This window comes from Pontixanthobacter luteolus (assembly GCF_009828095.1).
GTDB classification, from domain to species: Bacteria; Pseudomonadota; Alphaproteobacteria; order Sphingomonadales; family Sphingomonadaceae; genus Pontixanthobacter; species Pontixanthobacter luteolus.
In genome coordinates, this window is record NZ_WTYP01000001.1 from 1,446,397 (window position 1) to 1,463,740 (window position 17,344).

Annotated in this window: 19 protein-coding genes; 6 read left to right on the forward strand and 13 right to left on the reverse strand. The window is 60.3% G+C overall.

Features of this window, described 5'->3' with window-relative positions:
* Positions 1 to 30: 30 nt before the first annotated feature.
* The 10 genes from GRI43_RS13860 to GRI43_RS07085 all read right to left on the reverse strand — a co-directional run bounded on the left by GRI43_RS13860 (position 31) and on the right by GRI43_RS07085 (position 8,789).
* Positions 31 to 234 (reverse strand): hypothetical protein, encoded by a 204-nt coding sequence (locus GRI43_RS13860; RefSeq protein WP_202391682.1) that lies wholly within the window; start codon positions 232 to 234, stop codon positions 31 to 33.
* Positions 231 to 383, reverse strand: coding sequence for a cbb3-type cytochrome oxidase assembly protein CcoS (gene ccoS / locus GRI43_RS07045; protein WP_160730300.1), 153 nt, complete (start codon positions 381 to 383; stop codon positions 231 to 233). Before ccoS ends, GRI43_RS13860 begins: the two co-directional genes overlap by 4 nt.
* A complete protein-coding gene (locus GRI43_RS07050) occupies positions 380 to 2,503 on the reverse strand; it encodes a heavy metal translocating P-type ATPase (protein WP_160730301.1) in 2,124 nt (707 codons plus the stop codon). Before GRI43_RS07050 ends, ccoS begins: the two co-directional genes overlap by 4 nt.
* The gene (locus GRI43_RS07055) at positions 2,500 to 2,946 is read right to left on the reverse strand and encodes a FixH family protein (RefSeq protein ID WP_160730302.1); all 447 of its coding nucleotides are present in this window, start codon (positions 2,944 to 2,946) and stop codon (positions 2,500 to 2,502) included. The genes GRI43_RS07050 and GRI43_RS07055 overlap by 4 nt, the downstream gene beginning before the upstream one ends.
* Positions 2,946 to 4,502 carry a cytochrome c oxidase accessory protein CcoG gene (ccoG, locus tag GRI43_RS07060; RefSeq protein WP_235903627.1) on the reverse strand — a complete coding sequence of 519 codons (1,557 nt, stop codon included), beginning with the start codon at positions 4,500 to 4,502 and terminating at the stop codon, positions 2,946 to 2,948. Before ccoG ends, GRI43_RS07055 begins: the two co-directional genes overlap by 1 nt.
* Positions 4,489 to 5,415, reverse strand: a complete 927-nt coding sequence (ccoP, locus tag GRI43_RS07065; protein WP_160730303.1) for a cytochrome-c oxidase, cbb3-type subunit III — start codon at positions 5,413 to 5,415, stop codon at positions 4,489 to 4,491. The genes ccoG and ccoP overlap by 14 nt, the downstream gene beginning before the upstream one ends.
* Positions 5,405 to 5,569 carry a cbb3-type cytochrome c oxidase subunit 3 gene (locus GRI43_RS07070; RefSeq protein ID WP_160730304.1) on the reverse strand — a complete coding sequence of 55 codons (165 nt, stop codon included), beginning with the start codon at positions 5,567 to 5,569 and terminating at the stop codon, positions 5,405 to 5,407. The genes ccoP and GRI43_RS07070 overlap by 11 nt, the downstream gene beginning before the upstream one ends.
* Complete coding sequence (ccoO, locus tag GRI43_RS07075) at positions 5,566 to 6,324, reverse strand: cytochrome-c oxidase, cbb3-type subunit II (protein WP_160730305.1); 759 nt, start codon at positions 6,322 to 6,324, stop codon at positions 5,566 to 5,568. The genes GRI43_RS07070 and ccoO overlap by 4 nt, the downstream gene beginning before the upstream one ends.
* 11 nt (positions 6,325 to 6,335) lie before the next feature.
* Entirely contained in the window at positions 6,336 to 7,991 is a 1,656-nt protein-coding gene (ccoN, locus tag GRI43_RS07080; protein WP_160730306.1) for a cytochrome-c oxidase, cbb3-type subunit I, read from the reverse strand.
* A gap of 111 nt (positions 7,992 to 8,102) precedes the next feature.
* Positions 8,103 to 8,789, reverse strand: coding sequence for a helix-turn-helix domain-containing protein (locus GRI43_RS07085; RefSeq protein ID WP_160730307.1), 687 nt, complete (start codon positions 8,787 to 8,789; stop codon positions 8,103 to 8,105).
* A gap of 173 nt (positions 8,790 to 8,962) precedes the next feature.
* Here GRI43_RS07085 and GRI43_RS07090 point away from each other — a divergent pair, with 173 nt between their 5' ends.
* Entirely contained in the window at positions 8,963 to 9,640 is a 678-nt protein-coding gene (locus GRI43_RS07090; protein ID WP_160730308.1) for an OmpW/AlkL family protein, read from the forward strand.
* A gap of 16 nt (positions 9,641 to 9,656) precedes the next feature.
* On the opposite strand, the gene GRI43_RS07095 is transcribed toward GRI43_RS07090, so the two are convergent.
* Positions 9,657 to 10,232, reverse strand: coding sequence for a TlpA family protein disulfide reductase (locus GRI43_RS07095; RefSeq protein WP_235903628.1), 576 nt, complete (start codon positions 10,230 to 10,232; stop codon positions 9,657 to 9,659).
* 16 nt (positions 10,233 to 10,248) lie between these two features.
* On the opposite strand from GRI43_RS07095, the gene argH reads away from it, so the two are divergent.
* The 4 genes from argH to GRI43_RS07115 are packed head-to-tail and all read left to right on the forward strand — an operon-like array spanning position 10,249 to position 13,939.
* Positions 10,249 to 11,637 (forward strand): argininosuccinate lyase, encoded by a 1,389-nt coding sequence (gene argH / locus GRI43_RS07100; RefSeq protein ID WP_160730689.1) that lies wholly within the window; start codon positions 10,249 to 10,251, stop codon positions 11,635 to 11,637.
* Positions 11,634 to 11,891: a hypothetical protein gene (locus tag GRI43_RS07105; protein ID WP_160730310.1), complete on the forward strand. Its 258-nt coding sequence runs from the start codon at positions 11,634 to 11,636 to the stop codon at positions 11,889 to 11,891. Before argH ends, GRI43_RS07105 begins: the two co-directional genes overlap by 4 nt.
* Before the next feature lie 15 nt (positions 11,892 to 11,906).
* Entirely contained in the window at positions 11,907 to 13,166 is a 1,260-nt protein-coding gene (gene lysA, locus GRI43_RS07110; protein ID WP_160730311.1) for a diaminopimelate decarboxylase, read from the forward strand.
* Positions 13,163 to 13,939, forward strand: coding sequence for a precorrin-2 dehydrogenase/sirohydrochlorin ferrochelatase family protein (locus tag GRI43_RS07115; protein WP_338090020.1), 777 nt, complete (start codon positions 13,163 to 13,165; stop codon positions 13,937 to 13,939). The genes lysA and GRI43_RS07115 overlap by 4 nt, the downstream gene beginning before the upstream one ends.
* Positions 13,940 to 13,941: 2 nt before the next feature.
* Here GRI43_RS07115 and GRI43_RS07120 read toward each other — a convergent pair whose 3' ends face one another.
* Positions 13,942 to 14,955, reverse strand: coding sequence for a helix-turn-helix domain-containing protein (locus tag GRI43_RS07120; protein WP_160730312.1), 1,014 nt, complete (start codon positions 14,953 to 14,955; stop codon positions 13,942 to 13,944).
* A gap of 72 nt (positions 14,956 to 15,027) precedes the next feature.
* Positions 15,028 to 16,317 (reverse strand): adenylosuccinate synthase, encoded by a 1,290-nt coding sequence (locus GRI43_RS07125; protein ID WP_160730313.1) that lies wholly within the window; start codon positions 16,315 to 16,317, stop codon positions 15,028 to 15,030.
* 187 nt (positions 16,318 to 16,504) lie between these two features.
* On the opposite strand from GRI43_RS07125, the gene GRI43_RS07130 reads away from it, so the two are divergent.
* Positions 16,505 to 17,332 carry an aldo/keto reductase gene (locus GRI43_RS07130; protein WP_160730314.1) on the forward strand — a complete coding sequence of 276 codons (828 nt, stop codon included), beginning with the start codon at positions 16,505 to 16,507 and terminating at the stop codon, positions 17,330 to 17,332.
* The last annotated feature ends 12 nt before the right edge of the window (positions 17,333 to 17,344 follow it).

Consider the following 17,344-nt stretch of genomic DNA (forward strand, 5'->3'; position numbering starts at 1 on the left):
CGCATTACCGGCAGGCGTCTTTGCGTCAGATCAAATTTTCTTGCGGCAAGCGCCCGCATGGCACGCCTTCGCGGGGCATGGCTGTCCAGGCGGCGTTTCCTGTTCACCAATCGGGATCGAGATCGCACCGCCCGAACAGAGCTGCACCTGCAAAACCTGCATCCCATCGTCCGCAGGCAGCGGACCGATCATAACCGGCAGCAGAACCCCGATCGCAGCGAGAGAAAAGTTCACAGCGCGTCCTCTTCATCATCGATCAGAACCCGGTTCGCAGCGCCGTCCAGATCGTCGAATTGGCCGTTTTTCATAGCCCAGAAGAACACCGCGAGGCCGAGGCCGCCCATGCCGAGCGCAATCGGGATCAGAATGGCAAGGCCGCTCACTTTGCAGCCCTCGCCAGTCGCAGCGAATTGGCAACGACCACTACAGAACTGAGCGACATCGCAATCGCTGCGATCAGCGGCGTGACCAGCCCGGCCAAGGCCAGCGGCACGGCCAGCACATTGTATCCGATAGCAAATCCGAAGTTCTGCCGCACGATTACCATTGTCCGGCGGGCAACCCGGATCGCATCGACCACCGGCATCAGTTTTTCGCCCAGAAACACGGCATCGGCGGCCTGCTGGCTGGCGTCGCTGGCCGTGCCCGGCGCGATGGAGGCATGCGCCGCCGCCAGCGCGGGTCCATCGTTGAGGCCATCGCCGACCATGAGGGGAAGTCTGCCTGCGGCTTTCATCGCATAAAGCCTTTCCAGCTTTTCAGCCGGCAACATATTGCCTTGGCCTTCGATTTCGAGCGCCCGGCCCATTTCGTCCACTGCATCCTGCCGGTCGCCCGACATGATCGCAGATGTAATGCCCAATGTGCCCAGACGGGAAACTGTGTCCCCTGCATCGGCGCGCATCTGATCGGTGAAACGGATCAGCTTCGTTTCATCTCCAATACGCAGAGAAACGGCCATCGCCGACACCGCGCCCGCCGGTTTTTCCAACGCCACATCGACACCGCCGCATCGCGCATAGACACCGGCACCGCCCACTTCGCTTACATCGCTCAGCACTGCCGGGGCAGTCTTTGCCAAGCCAAGCGATCTTGCCAAACCCTTACTCAACGGATGCCGGCTCTGCTGCGCAAGCGCCAGACCGATTGCTCGCTCGGCTTCGCTCAGATCCTCGACATCCGCACGCGCTTCGCCAAGCGTCAAGGTGCCTGTCTTGTCGAACAGAGCGGTATCAACCTCCGCAAGCCTTTCCAGCGCGCTGCCATCCTTCACCAGAACGCCGCGCTTGATCAGGGCGTTGCTGGCAACAACCTGCGCTGCCGGAACGGCCAGTCCCATCGCACACGGACAGGTGATAATCAGTACAGCGATGGCAATCACCAGCGATTGATGCCACCCGGCCCCGGCTATCATCCATCCCGCAAATGCCAGCGCAGACAGTGAATGGACGGCAGGCGCGTAAAGCCGCGCTGCACGGTCAGCAATCCGGACATATCGGCTGCGCGATTGCCCGGCCTCATCCATCAGGCGCGCGATCTCTGCAATCGCAGTGTCCGATGCGGCGGCGGTGATCCTGACTTGCAAGGGGTCCAGCAAGTTGATCGCACCAGCGTGAACTGCGCTGTCCCTGGCGACAGTCTGCGGCGCGCTTTCGCCAGTCAGCATGGCGTTGTCTATCGCGCCGCTGCCTTGTTCGATTACTCCGTCTGCGGCCAATGCCTCGCCCGACGCGACCAGCATCAGCATCCCCGGTTCCAGTTCGTCAGCCGGTATTCTCGAGAGCGATCCGTCGCCTTGAAACACGCTCGCGCTGCGCCCCATCCGGCCGAGCAATGATCCAATGCCCGCGCGCATCTTGTTGCGCATCATGGAATCGAGCGCGCGCCCCGCCAGCAGGAAGAACAGCAGCATGACTGCGCTTTCGAAATAGGCATGACCGCCGCCGTAGAGTGTTTCGTACATGCTCAGACCGGTGGCCAGCAGAACGCCGATCGAAATCGGCACGTCCATGTTGGTTCTACGATACCGCAGCGCCATCAATGCGGAGGAGAAGAACGGTCTGCCTGCATAGGCAATGACCGGCAGTGCGATCAGGCCGGACAGCCAGTGGAACATCTCGCGCGTTGCGCCGCCTGCCCCCGCCCAGATACTGACCGACAACAGCATGATGTTCATCATTCCGAACCCGGCAACCGCCAGCGCCCGCAGCAGTGCCTTGGATTCGCGGTCATCTTCAGCAAGCGGATTGACCGCGGCAGCCTGCGCTTCGAACCCAAGTTCGAGCAGCGCCTGCGTAAGGTGATCTTCGCTCAGCGATTTCGTATGGCGCACCGCGACACGCTTGGCAGAAAAATTGACCCGTGCGCTCTCGACCCCGTCAACCTCCGCCAGCCCGCGTTCGATTTTTGCAATACAGCCCGCACAGCGCATCCCCGGAACGGTAAAGCGTGTGTCCACCAGCTCTTGCGCCGTATCGGCCGCGATGGTGGCCGGAGCGGTCATGAAACGTGCAATTCTTCAATCCAGCGGGACACGCCATCAGTGATGACCAGACGAACGATCCAGCGGCCATCTGCGAGCGGACGTGTCGAAACGTAATTGCCGGGTGCGCCCTGCGTGAATTCGACGTCGACAGTTTCCGGCTGACCAAGCGGCCTGCGTGCGGTTGCGGAAACTGCCGCCCCTTCCGGCACGCCTTTGGTCGCGACAGAGAAATGCCCCGCCTGTGCCTTGGTGACTTCAGCACTCCAGCCTAGGCGATCCTGTTTTTCCGCCTGTTCCAGCCATCCATTGAATTCCTGACTGGCGACGTAGGAGTTTTTGACCACGACCCCGCTGAAGCCGCCGACTGCCAGCGACGCCATGTAGAAATTCACGGCAAAAACGATGCCAAACCCGGCAACGAAAATGCCCAAAATCGTGCGGCCTGTCAGCGGCTTGCCCATCAGTTATCTCCTGGCGCGGAAAAGCGCGTTTCGCTGGTGTCGGTCTCACGCTGTTCGTCCAATGATGTGACGGTGAAGCGGAAGTCTGTGACGGGCGTATCTGCAGGCGCCATGACGTAGGCCCGGATGGTCTTGGTCTGATCAGCCTGCGCCTTGATAACTTGCGTTACAGCTGCATCGCCGCGGCCAATTTCGCCAGTCCACATGACCGCTCCCGGAAGACCTTCCAGACCAATTTGCATATCACGCGGGCGGCTTTCCATGTTGCGGACCTTCAGCGTGAACGCGTTGCGGATCGATCCGTCGCTCATCAGCATGAAAGGCGGATTCCGATCTGGCGATGCGGAAATCTCCGTATGGTTGCGCACACCCAGGGCGAACAGGATGGCTAGCCCGATGCTGCCCCAGATCATCGTGTAGGCAATTGTGCGCGGCCTCAGCAAAGCTTTCCAAACCGGACGGGGTTCTTCGCCGGCAGCTTCTTTCTCGCAATCTTCCAGCGTCGCGTAGTCTATCAATCCGCGCGGTTTGCCGATGTCAGCCATGACCCGGTCGCACGCATCGATGCACAGCGCGCAAGTGATGCAGCCGATCTGCGGACCCTCACGGATATCGATTCCTGTCGGGCACACTGCGATACATTGCTTGCAGTCGATACAGTCGCCGAATTTTTCCGGCTCCTTGCGCGCTTTCTTCAGGCTGCCGCGCGGTTCACCGCGCCAGTCCTTGTAAGTCACGATAAGCGATTTTTCGTCGAGCATCGCAGTCTGGATACGCGGCCACGGACACATGTAGATGCAAACCTGTTCGCGCATGAACCCGCCAAGCACGAAAGTCGTCAGCGTCAGAATGGCAACTGTGGTGTATGCGACAGGCGCGGCCTGACCGGTCCAGAAGTCCGCGGTCAGCGTCGGCGCGTCGGCGAAGTACATGATCCACGCGCCGCCGGTCCAGAAACTGATCACCAGATAGATGGTCCATTTTAGCGCGCGCCTGGCGATCTTGCTTGGTCCCCACGGTGCGGCATCCAGACGGATACGCGCATTACGGTCGCCATCGACCAGCCGGTCGATATGCTGGAACAGATCGGTCCACACGGTTTGCGGGCAGGCATAGCCGCACCAGGCCCTGCCGACCGCGCTGGTCACCAAGAACAGGCCGATCCCCGCCATGATGAGCAGGCCGGCCACGAAATAGAACTCATGCGGCCATATCTCTATGCCGAACATGTAGAAACGCCGCCCGGCTAGATCGACCAGAACCGCCTGGTCCGGCGCATATGGGCCGCGGTCCCACCGGATCCACGGGGTGATGTAGTACACCGCCAGCGTCAGGATCATCACCGCCCATTTGAACCGCCGGAAACGCCCGTCGATGCGCTGGTTATGGACAGTTTTCTGCTTCTCATAGAGATGCGCAGGCGGCGGCTCTTCCGGCGCGTGGCGGCGGGTTGCAGCTTCCGGTTTTGCGGTTGCGGCAGAAACCGAATGGGCGGCAGGATCGACCATTTTGACGACCCCGCCCTCTATCTCGATCGGTTTGTCAGGGTTGCTCATCAGGATTGACCGCCGGGTCTTCAGCGACCTCCATCACATCTTCACCGCCGCCGAGCGAATGCACATAGACTGCCAGCATCTTGATGGTGACCGGGTCCAGCCGCCCTTCCCATTTGGGCATCATACCCATGCGTGGTGCCAGTATCTGGCTCTGGATCTGAGCGCGGCTGTTGCCATACAGCCAGATCGCATCGGACAGGTTTGGTGCGCCCTGTGCGCGGTCGCCCATACCGTTTGCACCGTGGCAGGATGCGCAATTGTTGGCATAGATTTCCGCACCGAGCGGGTTGCTGTTCGCCATTTTGCTGAACGACATCACGTGATCGGTAATCGCGTTCAGCTCTTCATCGCTGAAGACGCCGGCAAATGGCGGCATGATGCTCGACCGCGTCTGATCATCGCCCTGTTGGCGGATGCCGTGAATCAGCGTGTATTCGATCGCCTGCAAATCACCGCCCCACAGCCAGTCATCATCGGCGAGGTTGGGATAGCCCAGCCCCTGGCTGCCCGCTGCGCCGGAACCGTGGCACTGGACGCAGTTGACCTTGAAAGCGGCAGCCCCGCCAGCAACCGCCTGCTGCATCAGCTGCGGGTTATCCTGCAATTTCACCACATCGATCGCAGCGAGCTGTTCGCGGAAGGATTGCTGCGCCAGATCGGCGGCGCTCATATCCTTGGCCAGATCGCCGCGGCTGCTCCAGCCGAGAATGCCCTCGGTACCCTTTTCCAGCATTGGCAATGCCGGATAGAGCACAACATACACCGCCGCCCACACGATGGTGAGATAAAATGTCCACACCCACCAGCGCGGCATCGGGGTGTCCAGTTCCTCGATCCCGTCCCATTCATGCCCGACGAATTCGGTGCCAGTAGGCTCGTCGACGCGCTGCCCTTCGGTTGGCTTATTGGCCATCGCTGTCTTCCTTAAAAATCGAATTGGCTGCAGTCTGGTTGTGGCGGTCCGATCCCGGCCGGAACGGCCACAGGCACAGCATCAGGAAAAGCACGAACATCAGCGCCAGCCCGTAGCTGTCGGCAAAATGCCGCAAGGTTTCGTAGAAGCTCACCGGCCTTTCTCCTCAGCCAGTTCTTCCTGCGCCGCAGCCTTGTTCACATCCACCAGCGTACCCAGCATCTGCAGGTAAGCGATCAGTGCGTCGAGTTCGGTCAGACGCGCGGGGTTGCCGTCATAATCGCGGGTCTGCGATTTCGGATACCGGCCTTCGATACCCTTGGCATCGCCAGCCTCGTCCGCCTGGCCGCGAAGATCCTCTTCGGCCATTTCAATCTGCTCATCAGTGTATGGCACGCCGACCATCTGCAATGCGCGCATATTCGCAGCCGGATCGGCAACCTTCAGATCGGTTTCGGCAAGGAAGGAATATTGCGGCATGATGCTTTGCGGAACCACGCTTTGCGGGTTCTTCAGATGCTGTACATGCCAGTCATCCGAATACCGCCCGCCAACGCGCGCCAGATCCGGTCCGGTACGTTTCGAACCCCATTGGAAAGGGTGATCGTACATACTCTCCGCTGCCAGACTGTAGTGACCGTAGCGTTCCACTTCGTCGCGAAACGGACGGATCATCTGGCTGTGGCAGGTATAACACCCTTCGCGGATGTAGATGTCGCGGCCCGCCTGCTCCAGCGGAGTGTAAGGCCGCATCCCGTCCACCTTCTCGATCGTGTTATCGATCCAGAACAGCGGCGCGATTTCCACCAGTCCGCCGATCGCAACGACCGCCAGTGTCCCAGCCGCCAGGAGCGTGATGTTCTTTTCGAGCTTCTTGTGGCGCCCGAGAATGCTGTTTTGCTTGCTCATCGGTCGGATTCCTATTCGGCCGGAACTGTGGTGATTGGACGGTCTGCAGCATCGCTATGCGGCGTCTCTGTCATGGGCGCTTCTTCGCGAATGCGGCCAGCCAGAGTCATCCAGATGTTGTAGGTCATGATCAGCGCGCCGCTGAGGTAGAGCAGCCCGCCAAATGCCCGCATCAGGTACATCGGGTGGAGAGCTGCGACACTGTCGACAAAGCTGTTCACCAGGTATCCGTCGACGCCGTATTCACGCCACATCAGGCCTTGGGTAATCCCGGCGACCCACATGCTGGCGGCATAGAAAACGATGCCGAGCGTCGCGAGCCAGAAGTGCCAGTTGATCATCCGCAGCGAGTACAGCCGTTCGCGCTTCCAAAGGCGCGGAACGAGGTAGTAAAGCGCCGCGAAGGTGATCATGCCGTTCCAGCCCAGCGCGCCGGAATGGACGTGTCCGATGGTCCAGTCGGTGTAATGCGACAGGCCGTTGACTGCCTTGATCGACAGCATTGGCCCTTCGAACGTGCTCATGCCGTAGAACGCCAGCGCCATCACCATCATGCGGATGATCGGGTCTGTGCGGACCTTGTCCCATGCGCCGTTCAGCGTCATCAGGCCGTTGATCATCCCGCCCCAGCTAGGCATCCACAGCATGATCGAAAACACCATGCCCAGTGTCTGCGCCCAGTCAGGCAGCGCGGTGTAGTGCAGATGGTGCGGGCCTGCCCAGATATAGAGGAAGATCAGCGACCAGAAGTGGATGATCGACAGCCGGTAGGAATAGACCGGCCGCTCTGCCTGCTTCGGCACGAAGTAATACATCATCGCGAGGAAGCCTGCGGTCAGGAAGAACCCGACCGCGTTATGGCCATACCACCACTGGGTCAGCGCATCCTGAACGCCTGCGAACGCGCTATAGCTTTTCGCGCCGAGGAAGCTGACCGGGATCGCCAGGTTGTTGACGACGTGCAGCATCGCGATCGTCACGATGAACGCGAGGTAGAACCAGTTGGCCACATAGATATGCGGTTCATGCCGGCGAACGATGGTCCCTACGAACACCGCCAGATAGGCAAGCCAGACAATGGTCAGCCACAGATCGACATACCATTCCGGCTCTGCATATTCCTTCGACTGGGTGATACCGAGCAGATAGCCGCTGGCCGCCAGCACGATGAACAGCTGGTAGCCCCAGAACACGAACCGGGCGAGCGAAGGAAATGCCAATTGGGTCCGGCAGGTGCGCTGCACAACATAAAAACTGGTCGCGATCAGCGCGTTTCCGCCGAACGCAAAAATCACCGCCGATGTGTGCAGCGGACGGACCCGGCCAAATGTCAGATAGGGTTCGAAATTCAGGACTGGGAAGGCGAGCTGCAAGGCAATGAACAATCCTGCCAGCAAACCCGCCAGACCCCAGAACGTGGTCGCGAGCACGCCCCAGCGGACCGGATCATCATCATATGTTTCCGGCCCGGTTGGCATCTTGAACAGGCTTTGCGCCTTCGCCATCGGGTCGTACCGCCCAGCGGTGACCCAGATCAAAACGAACGCGACAATTGCGATGATCGTCGCATGCGCGGCAAAACCGCTATCCTGCGCACCGATTATCGCACCGATGGCGAGCAAGAGGATCAGGAACCACAGTCCGACCCTGCCAAGTACAGCTTCCATTAGAAATTCACCCCTCTAGAACACGCTCTCATTAGAAAGCCTGCCCCGGACCCGCATTGATCCAGATCAAATTTGAAAAAAATGCCGTGCTCTACCGGACAAGCTCGCGGTTCAGGCATGACCCGCCCGTTTCGCCAATTCCGCCAAATCGCACAATTCCACCCGGCATCGGCCCACGGTCTGCACCAGGCCGGACTTCCGCAATTCACCGAATTGGCGGCTGATGGTTTCAATCGTCAGCCCCAGACTGTCGCCAATATCCCGCCGCGACATTGGCAGGTCCAGGATAGTCGTGCCGTCTTCACGTGTACCAATCCGTTCGGCCATTCCGACCAGGAAGCTGGCGAGCCGTTCCTGTGCATTCTTGCGGCCCAGCCCCACGGCCTTGTCCCGGCACCGGTGCAGCGCGGTCAGCGATCGTTCCAGCAGGATGTCTTCGAACGCCGGGTCGGTTCGGGTCAGGTCAATGAATTCACGCGCCGGAAAAAGCAGTATCTGCGTGTCGACCAGCGCGCACAGATCATAAGAATGCCACGCATTGCCAGGAACGGACACCAGATCACCGCGAAAATGGAACGCAACAATCTGCTCCCTGCCGCCGGATGCGCTGGCGATGAGTTTCGTCGCCCCGCTGGCGACGTAGGCCAGCGAATTTTCGGTGGGGTCCAGCGGTACCATGGACCCGCGGCAAATCGGCAGCAAATGGGCTAACTTCTGCAGCCCGCACGCCGTGCTGGCGTGCGGCGTGGAACGCGGAATGTCGCGCAGGAATGAACCGAATGCATCGTTTGCGACCATGATGGGCACCGAAATGTGGCAATTGAATACGTGCCACCGAATTGGTGCAAAAAAGCCGGTCAGTCTTTGACCCAGATCAATGAACGCAGGTCTTTTCGCGAATAATCCAGCCTCGTTGCCGCAAGAACCCTTGGCTGCATCGGGCAGCCACTGCGGCACCGGGAATAAGGATTATGAAACGCACAACTGCCGTATGCCTAATGGCCTTCGCATCAATCGCTGCCGTGTCTGCGCCAGCTATGGCCGCTGAACGGGCTGGCACGGTTCAGGCAAAACTGTTTGCCACCGGTGTGCTGCCCGATGGCAAGATCACGAGCATCGATACCGATATTGTCGGACTGCCAGCCAATACCCAGACCGAAGCGAACGACAACTTCGTGCCGACGCTGGCGGTGGAGTATTTCTTCACCGAGAATTTCTCCGTCGAAACCATCTGCTGCATGACGCAGCACGATGTCGACGGGACGACCGGCCTGCCCGGCGCAGAACTGGTTTCTGATGCCAAGCTGATCCCGGCCACCGTGACCGCGAAATACCATTTCGATCTCGGCGGTGTGAAACCCTATGTCGGTGCCGGCCCCGCTTACTTCCTGTTCTTCGACGAAGAACCGGGCGCTGCCACAATCCCGTTGGGCGTCACCGATTTCGATATGTCGAATGAACTCGGCCTGGCGTTGCAAGCCGGCGTTGATGTGCCGATCAATGACAAGGGCATTTCCTTCAGCGTCGATGCAAAGCGTTATTTCATCGACACGACCGCGCGCTGGTTCGCAGGCAACACCCTTGCCATTCAGACAGAGCACAAGTTGGACCCGTGGGTCCTCAGCGCTGGTGTAGCTTACCAGTTCTGACGCGTAATTTCCGCGATTATTCGGCGAGTATGGCCTCGCGCGCTTCGGCGCTGGACCAGTCATACTCGCCGACTACGCGCCACACTTCCTGACCGCTGGCATTATACAGCACGGTCACAGGCATGATCTCGCTACCTACGGAAAAACCCAGTTCGTTCTGCGGGTCCATCCACGGCTCCAGATTCTGGAATTCCTTTTTTTTGAAGAACGGGACGACCTTTTCCGCGCCCTGAAAATCCTGGCTCACGGTGACCAACCGGACCTGACCGTCCAGATCGCCCGCCAGATCATCCAGCATTGGCATCTCCACCACGCAGGGCGCGCACCATGTCGCCCACAGGTTCAGCAAGATCGGCTGCCCCTGTGCCGCGCCCAGATTCAGCGTTTCCCCGTCCGGCCCGGTCACATTGACCGCTGGCAGCAGTTCCCCGGCCCGGCTGCGATCGATCTCTCCGACCAAGCTGGACTTCTCCGCGCCCAATTCGCCCTGTTCTTGCGCCGGGTTGGTAGCTTCCCTATCGCAAGCTGCAAGGCCGGCAGTCAGGCCAATCAGGATCAAGGCGTTACGCGTGAGCGAAAATCGTAAGGACAAGGCAGGCTCCAACCAGATGTGGGGCGGAAGGTTCGCTGAGGGACCTAGCGCGATCATGCGCGAAATCAACGCCTCTATCCCGTTCGACAAGGCATTGTGGCGTCAGGATATCGCCGCCAGCAAGGCGCATGTCGCAATGCTGGGTGCGCAGGGTATTGTTAGCGCAGACGATGCAGCGACGATCACAGACGGGCTTGATGCTGTCGCCGCCGAATATGAACGCGACGGGGTGCCGGAAAACTGGGACCTCGAAGACATTCACATGACCACCGAAAGCCGTCTGGCGGAACTGATCGGCCCTGCCGCCGGCCGGCTTCACACCGCACGCAGCCGCAACGATCAGGTCGCCACCGATTTCAAGCTGTGGGTTCGCGAAGCGATCGAGCAGACCGATGCCGGTCTTGCCGCGCTACAACACGCGCTGGTGACGCAGGCGGGCCGTCATGCAGACAGCATCATGCCCGGCTTCACTCACTTGCAAACCGCGCAACCGGTGACGCTGGGCCATCATCTGCTGGCCTATTATGAAATGCTACGGCGTGACCGGTCGAGATTGGCAGATGCGCGTGCACGGATGAATGAATGCCCGCTTGGTTCTGCGGCGCTGGCCGGCACCGGATTTCCGATCGACCGCGACGCCACCAGCGAGGCGTTGGGGTTCGCCCGGCCAACCGCAAACAGCCTGGATGCCGTATCCGACCGCGATTTCGCGCTCGATTACCTGATGGCCGCCAGCCAGATCGCGCTGCATCTTTCGCGGCTGGCAGAAGAATTCATCATCTGGGCGAGCCAGCCATTCGGGTTCGTGCGGATGGCAGACAGCCTGTCGACCGGCAGTTCGATCATGCCGCAAAAGAAAAACCCCGATGCGGCCGAATTGGTGCGCGGACATGCAGGCCGGGTGATCGGTTCAGCGACCGCGCTGATGATCACCATGAAAGGACTGCCGCTCGCCTATTCCAAGGATATGCAGGACGACAAACCGCCGGTATTCGAAGCAGCCAGCCTGCTCGCGCTGTCGATTGCGGCGATGACCGGAATGGTGGCCGACAGCACCTTCAAAACCGACCGGATGCGGCAGGCTGCAGAGCTTGGCTATGCCACCGCAACCGATCTTGCCGACTGGCTGGTGCGAGAGGCGGACATACCGTTTCGCGAAGCGCACCATATCACCGGCGCAGCGGTCAAGCTGGCTGAACAAAAAGGCGCGGCGCTGGACGAACTTTCGATGGAGGAACTCAAAGCCATCGACGAACGTATCGATGAACGGGTGTATACCGCACTGTCCGTCGAAGCATCGGTTGCCGCACGGTCATCTTATGGCGGAACTGCGCCTGAACAGGTAATGCGCCAGGTCGAAACAGCGCGCAAAGCTCTGGGTATTGCTGAAGGAAACGACACATGATCCGCAAATCCCCGATCGCCGTTTGCGTGATGCCGGCATTGCTTGCGGGATTGGGTGCGTGTGCCCAGCGCGCACCGCTGGAGCCGCTGGAGGGCCAGAGCCTGCCGGTCGCCCCAACGGGTAGCGAGGCACGGCCTACCGCCGACGAATTGCTGGAACTGGACCCGCAGGCCGCCCCGGAACGCAGCGTCGAACTACGCCGCCGCAGTGAAGAACGCGAAGACGATCCGTTCGATCTTCCGCCTGAAAATTGAGCTTAGAACAAGACGATGGATCATTTTGAACTTCGCGGCGGCGTGCTTCATGCCGAAGACGTGCCCCTGACCAAGATCGCCGAAGAAGTCGGCACGCCGGTCTATGTCTATTCCCGCGCGACCCTGATCCGCCACGCCCGTGTTTTCCGCGATGCGTTGTCGGGGGTGAACAAACCGCACATCGCCTTTGCAGTGAAATCAAATCCCAACCTGGCAGTGCTGAAAGTCTTGCAGCAAGAAGGCTACGGCGCAGATGTCGTGTCCGGGGGCGAACTGGTGCGCGCATTGGCTGCCGACATGGCGCCGCAGGACATCGTGTTTTCCGGCGTTGGCAAGACGCATGATGAACTGCTGCAGGGTCTTCGCGCCAATATCGGACAGTTCAATATCGAATCCGAAGAAGAAGGCTATGAACTGGCCTCGATCGCGGCACGCTACGGAATGACAGCGCGCTGCGCATTGCGGGTAAACCCGGACGTCGATGCGCGCACTCACGAGAAAATCTCGACCGGCAAGGCGGAAAACAAGTTTGGTGTTCCGATCGACCGGGCAGCTGAAATCTACGCCAATTTGGCCGATCAGGACGGCATGGATATGCGCGGGATCGCCGTCCATATCGGCAGCCAGCTTTCCACCCTCGAACCGCTGGAAACTGCTTTCGTGAAAGTAGGCAAGCTGGTGCAGGAACTGCGCGATGCCGGGCAAAAGGTAACGCATGTCGACCTGGGCGGCGGACTTGGCGTGCCGTACAAGGCCGGTGAAATCATGCCCAGCCCCGCCGAATACGGGGCGATGGTTGCGCGCGTCACCAAAGACTGGGATGTGGCGCTGTCTTTCGAACCGGGCCGCGTCATTGCGGGCAACGCCGGTATTCTGCTGACCAGGGTGATCCGGGTGAAACGCAGTTCGAATGCCAGCCCGTTTATCGTCGTCGATGCAGCGATGAACGATCTGGCCCGGCCTGCAATGTACGGCGCATGGCATGATATCGAAGCTGTGGCCCCCAAGGGCGGCAAGATGAATGCCCACGTGGTCGGCCCCATCTGCGAAACCGGCGATACCTTTGCCATGAACCGCGATCTCGACGTTCTGGAAAGCGGCGACCTGGCGATCTTCCGCACCGCTGGTGCATATGGTGCGACTATGGCGTCCAGCTACAACAGCCGCGGTTTCGTGGCCGAAGTGCTGGTCGATGGCGACAAATTCGCGGTCGTTGCAGACCGTTTGCCGGCAGCAGACATCATGGCGGCAGAACGGGTGCCGGACTGGCTGTGATCGGTTCGCTTCCCCTGCTCCACCGCATTGCGGGACAACGCGTGGTCGTGCTCGGCGAAGGGGAGATGGGCGAAGCGAAGAAGCGCCTGATCGAGCGTGCGGGCGGGATCCCCTGCGGCGAGGCTGAGGCGCATCACGCCAAGCTGGCTTTTATCGCGCTGGAGGATGAGCGCGCTGCGAAGGCGGCAGCCATGCGGCTGAGCCGCAAGGGTCTGCTGGTCAATGTCGCCGACCGTCCGGATTTGTGCGAATTCACTACCCCCAGCATTCTCGACCGTGACCCGGTCTTGATCGCGATCGGGACATCCGGTGCCTCAGCCGGCCTTTCCAAACAGATCAGGCTGCGTCTGGAGAAACTCTTGCCTCAGACCCTAGGCGATCTTGCCGCGAAACTGGCCGCCAGCCGCGATGCCATGCGTGCGCGGTTCCCCGACGGCGCACAGCGCCGCAATGCTCTGGATGCAGCACTTGCCGAAGGCGGCACGCTTGATCCGCTCGATCCTGGGTCTGTAGATCGGGTGGACGATTGGCTTGCCGCGGCCAGCGATCCCGAAGCGTCACAGACAGTGGAAATTCAGCTTACGAGCGATGACCCTGAAGACCTGACGCTGAAACAGGCCCGTTTGCTCGGCACGGCCGACCTTTTGCTCCACGATCCGGCGGTGCCGACAGAAATCCTCGACCGGGCAAGAGCTGACGCGCTGCGCCGCGAATTGCCTTACAGCGGGGAGCCTGTCTGCGGCCTGACAATTATCCTGCGCGCAGCCGGCTGAAATCATACCAGCGCGGCGGCGTCTTTCTTCAATTCGATGAAATAGCGGGCCATTGCGTCTGCCGCACGGTCGCTGAGCGCGATGAAGGCGCGGCGTTTGTCGGCCTCATCCTCAACCCGCTCCAACAGACCAGCATCGACCATCTGGCTGATCCAGCGCAGCGCGGTTGTCGGCGGAACCCCGCTCGCAATGCACAGGGAGGTGACCGACACACGCGTGTGCTCTGCGCGGGCTGCCGTCAGGTCTAGCAGGATATCCCATGCCGGATCAGCGAAAAGATCACCGTCGAAAAACCGCGCGCGCAATTGGCGCTGGCGTACGATGCGCCGCACCAGACGCGGATCGGGCAGCGAGGGACGCACTTTGCGCACCAGCCGGCCCGAACCGTCCTCACTTTCCTGCCCGCTGAAATCGTCAGTCGGAGATTCGAAGCGGAAGGCGCCCCCATCGGCGGACTTTCCATCCGCACCCAAGCGCTCCAGCCGCTCGGCAATCTGTCCGACCTGCTCGGTCAGGCGCAGGAGTGTGATCCGATCATCATCCGAAAGATCGCGTAGGCGCATGTTAGGCATTTTCGCCAGAACGCGGCCAAGCGCAATTACGCGTTCCGACCTAGCGGGATCGACAAGAATTTGCGGAGCCGACTGGTCAAGACATCCGAACACGTCATCGAGCGCATCGACCGACGTTGAAATCACCAATTGCGCGCCCGAATTGGCGATGCGCATATCCAGCCGGGCCAGCGCAGCCAGTGCCCTGCCGTCCACAACCGGACAATCGAGCAGCACCACCTCGCCAAGCGAGCAGGCTTCACCGCCCAGCAGGTCATCAACGCTGCCGACCTGCCCCTGACGCAGCCCGGCAGCCAGCGCATCATCGAGGATACCGGCGCGCACGTGGCTGCGGTCGGCAAACACCGATACCGTCAGCGGCAGCCCGGCGGGATCGTTTGCAACGCCGCGCGCAACCCCTGTCGGGTGGTAATCGAAATCGGCTTGCGCCCTGTGACCTGACATCTTCCCAGCTCCTGATAACAAGAACAGGGTAAGAACAAATGTAGATCAAGTAAAGATCATATCGTCACAATTCTAGTCGACGAAGGGATCTCGCATCAGGATAGTATCGTCGCGTTCCGGACTTGTGGACACAAGCGCAACCGGCGTTTCGATCAATTCCTGCACACGCTGGATGTATTTGATCGCATTGGCGGGCAGGTCGGCATAGCTGCGCGCACCGGCAGTGCTTTCGCTCCACCCTTCCATTTCTTCATAGATCGGTTCGACCTCGGCCTGATCGGCAGCGTGGCTGGGGAAATAATCCATGATCTTTCCGCGCAAGCGGTAGCCGGTGCAGATTTTCACCGTATCGAACCCGTCCAGCACGTCGACCTTCGTCAGCGCGACACCGGTGACGCCGCTGATTGCGCAGCTCTGGCGGACCAGCACCGCATCGAACCAGCCGCAGCGCCGCTGGCGTCCGGTGACGGTGCCGAATTCATGGCCTCGCTCGCCCAGCCGCTGGCCGTCTGCATCGTCCAGTTCGGTCGGGAACGGGCCGCTGCCGACGCGGGTCGTATAAGCCTTTACAATGCCGAGCACGAAGCCGGTCGAGTTGGGGCCAAGGCCCGACCCGCTGGCCGCTGTTCCGCTGACCGTGTTTGAACTGGTGACGAACGGATAGGTGCCGTGATCGACATCCAGGAGCACGCCCTGCGCGCCTTCGAACAGGATCTTGGCGCCAGCCTTGCGCACTTTCTTGAGCCGTTTCCAAACCGGCTGGGCAAACCGCAGCACGAAGGGGGCGATTTCCTTCAGTTCGGCAAGCAAAGCCTCCCGGTCGACCGGCGGCTGGTCGAAACCGGCGCGCAGCGCATCGTGATGCGCGCACAGGCGGTCTAGCTGCGGCTCCAGCGTATCGAGATGTGCGAGGTCGCACACCCGGATCGCGCGGCGGCCGACCTTGTCTTCATAGGCCGGGCCGATGCCGCGTCCGGTGGTCCCGATTTTGCCGCTGCCGGCGGCGGTTTCGCGCAGACCGTCAAGATCGCGGTGGATTGGCAGGATCAGCGGGCAATTGTCGGCAATCGCGAAATTGTCGTCAGTGATCGTCACACCCTGCGATTCGAGTTTCTCGATCTCTCCTTTGAGAGCCCACGGGTCCAGCACCACGCCATTGCCGATAATCGACAGCGTGCCTGACACGATGCCGCTGGGCAACAGGCTAAGCTTGAACACATTGCCATCGATGACCAGCGTGTGGCCGGCATTGTGGCCGCCCTGGAAACGCACCACGGCATCTGCGCGGCTGGCGAGCCAGTCGACGATCTTGCCCTTGCCCTCATCGCCCCACTGGGCACCGATCACAGTTACGTTAGCCATAGGTATTCCTTCACCCCTGCCCGGGGATCCTCAAACGTCCTTCGACAGGACTCGACGTCAGGGATGAAATGGACGGACCGGAGCCCGAATTGCGTGTGCGGGGTAGAGGTGCAAGGCAGTGCAAGTCAAGCGGTCTGGTGGATGCAAATTCACCGGAACCGCTCGCACCGGCGTTCGTAGAAATGATATGAACAAAACAAACAACTATCCCACCCTCACCCTGAACGATGATCGCCAGATTCCGCAGCTTGGCTTTGGAACCTGGGAAATCGATGAAGACGATGCCGCTGGCGCTGTCCGAACCGCGCTGGAAGCCGGTTACTGGCTGATCGATACAGCGGCTATTTATCAGAACGAACGCGGCGTCGGCGAAGGGATCGGCGACTGGAGCGATATTTTCCTTCAGACCAAGATCTGGAACGAAAGCCAGGGCTATGACCGCACATTGAAGGCGGCAGACAAATGCCTGCAGCGCCTGGGCCGCGATCATGTCGATATGTTGCTGATCCATTGGCCGTGCCCGGAGAAAGATCTGTTTGTCGACACCTGGAAGGCGCTGATCGAACTGCGCGACCAAGGCAAGGCGAAGTCAATCGGCGTGTCCAATTTCCGCGAGCAAGACCTGAAACGGATTGCCGATGAGACAGGCGTTGTGCCCGCGCTCAACCAGATTGAACTGCACCCGACATTCCAGCAGCGTGATATGCGCAAGCTGCACGATGAAATGGGCATCGTCACGCAAAGCTGGTCACCGCTGGGCCAAGGCAACGCCATGGGCAGCGATGCAGTTAGCAAGATTGCGGAGGAGATCGGCCAGTCCAAAGCTGCGGTGGTTATCCGCTGGCATATCCAGTGCGGATTGAGCACCCTGCCCCGGTCCACCAATCCTGACCATATCCGGGACAATTTCTCTGCACTGTCATTCGAACTGACCGCCAATCAGATGAAGATGATCGATGACCTTGACGATGCAGATGGCCGGATCGGTCCGGAACCGGGCAAGTTCAACTCATAACCGGTTAGCCGG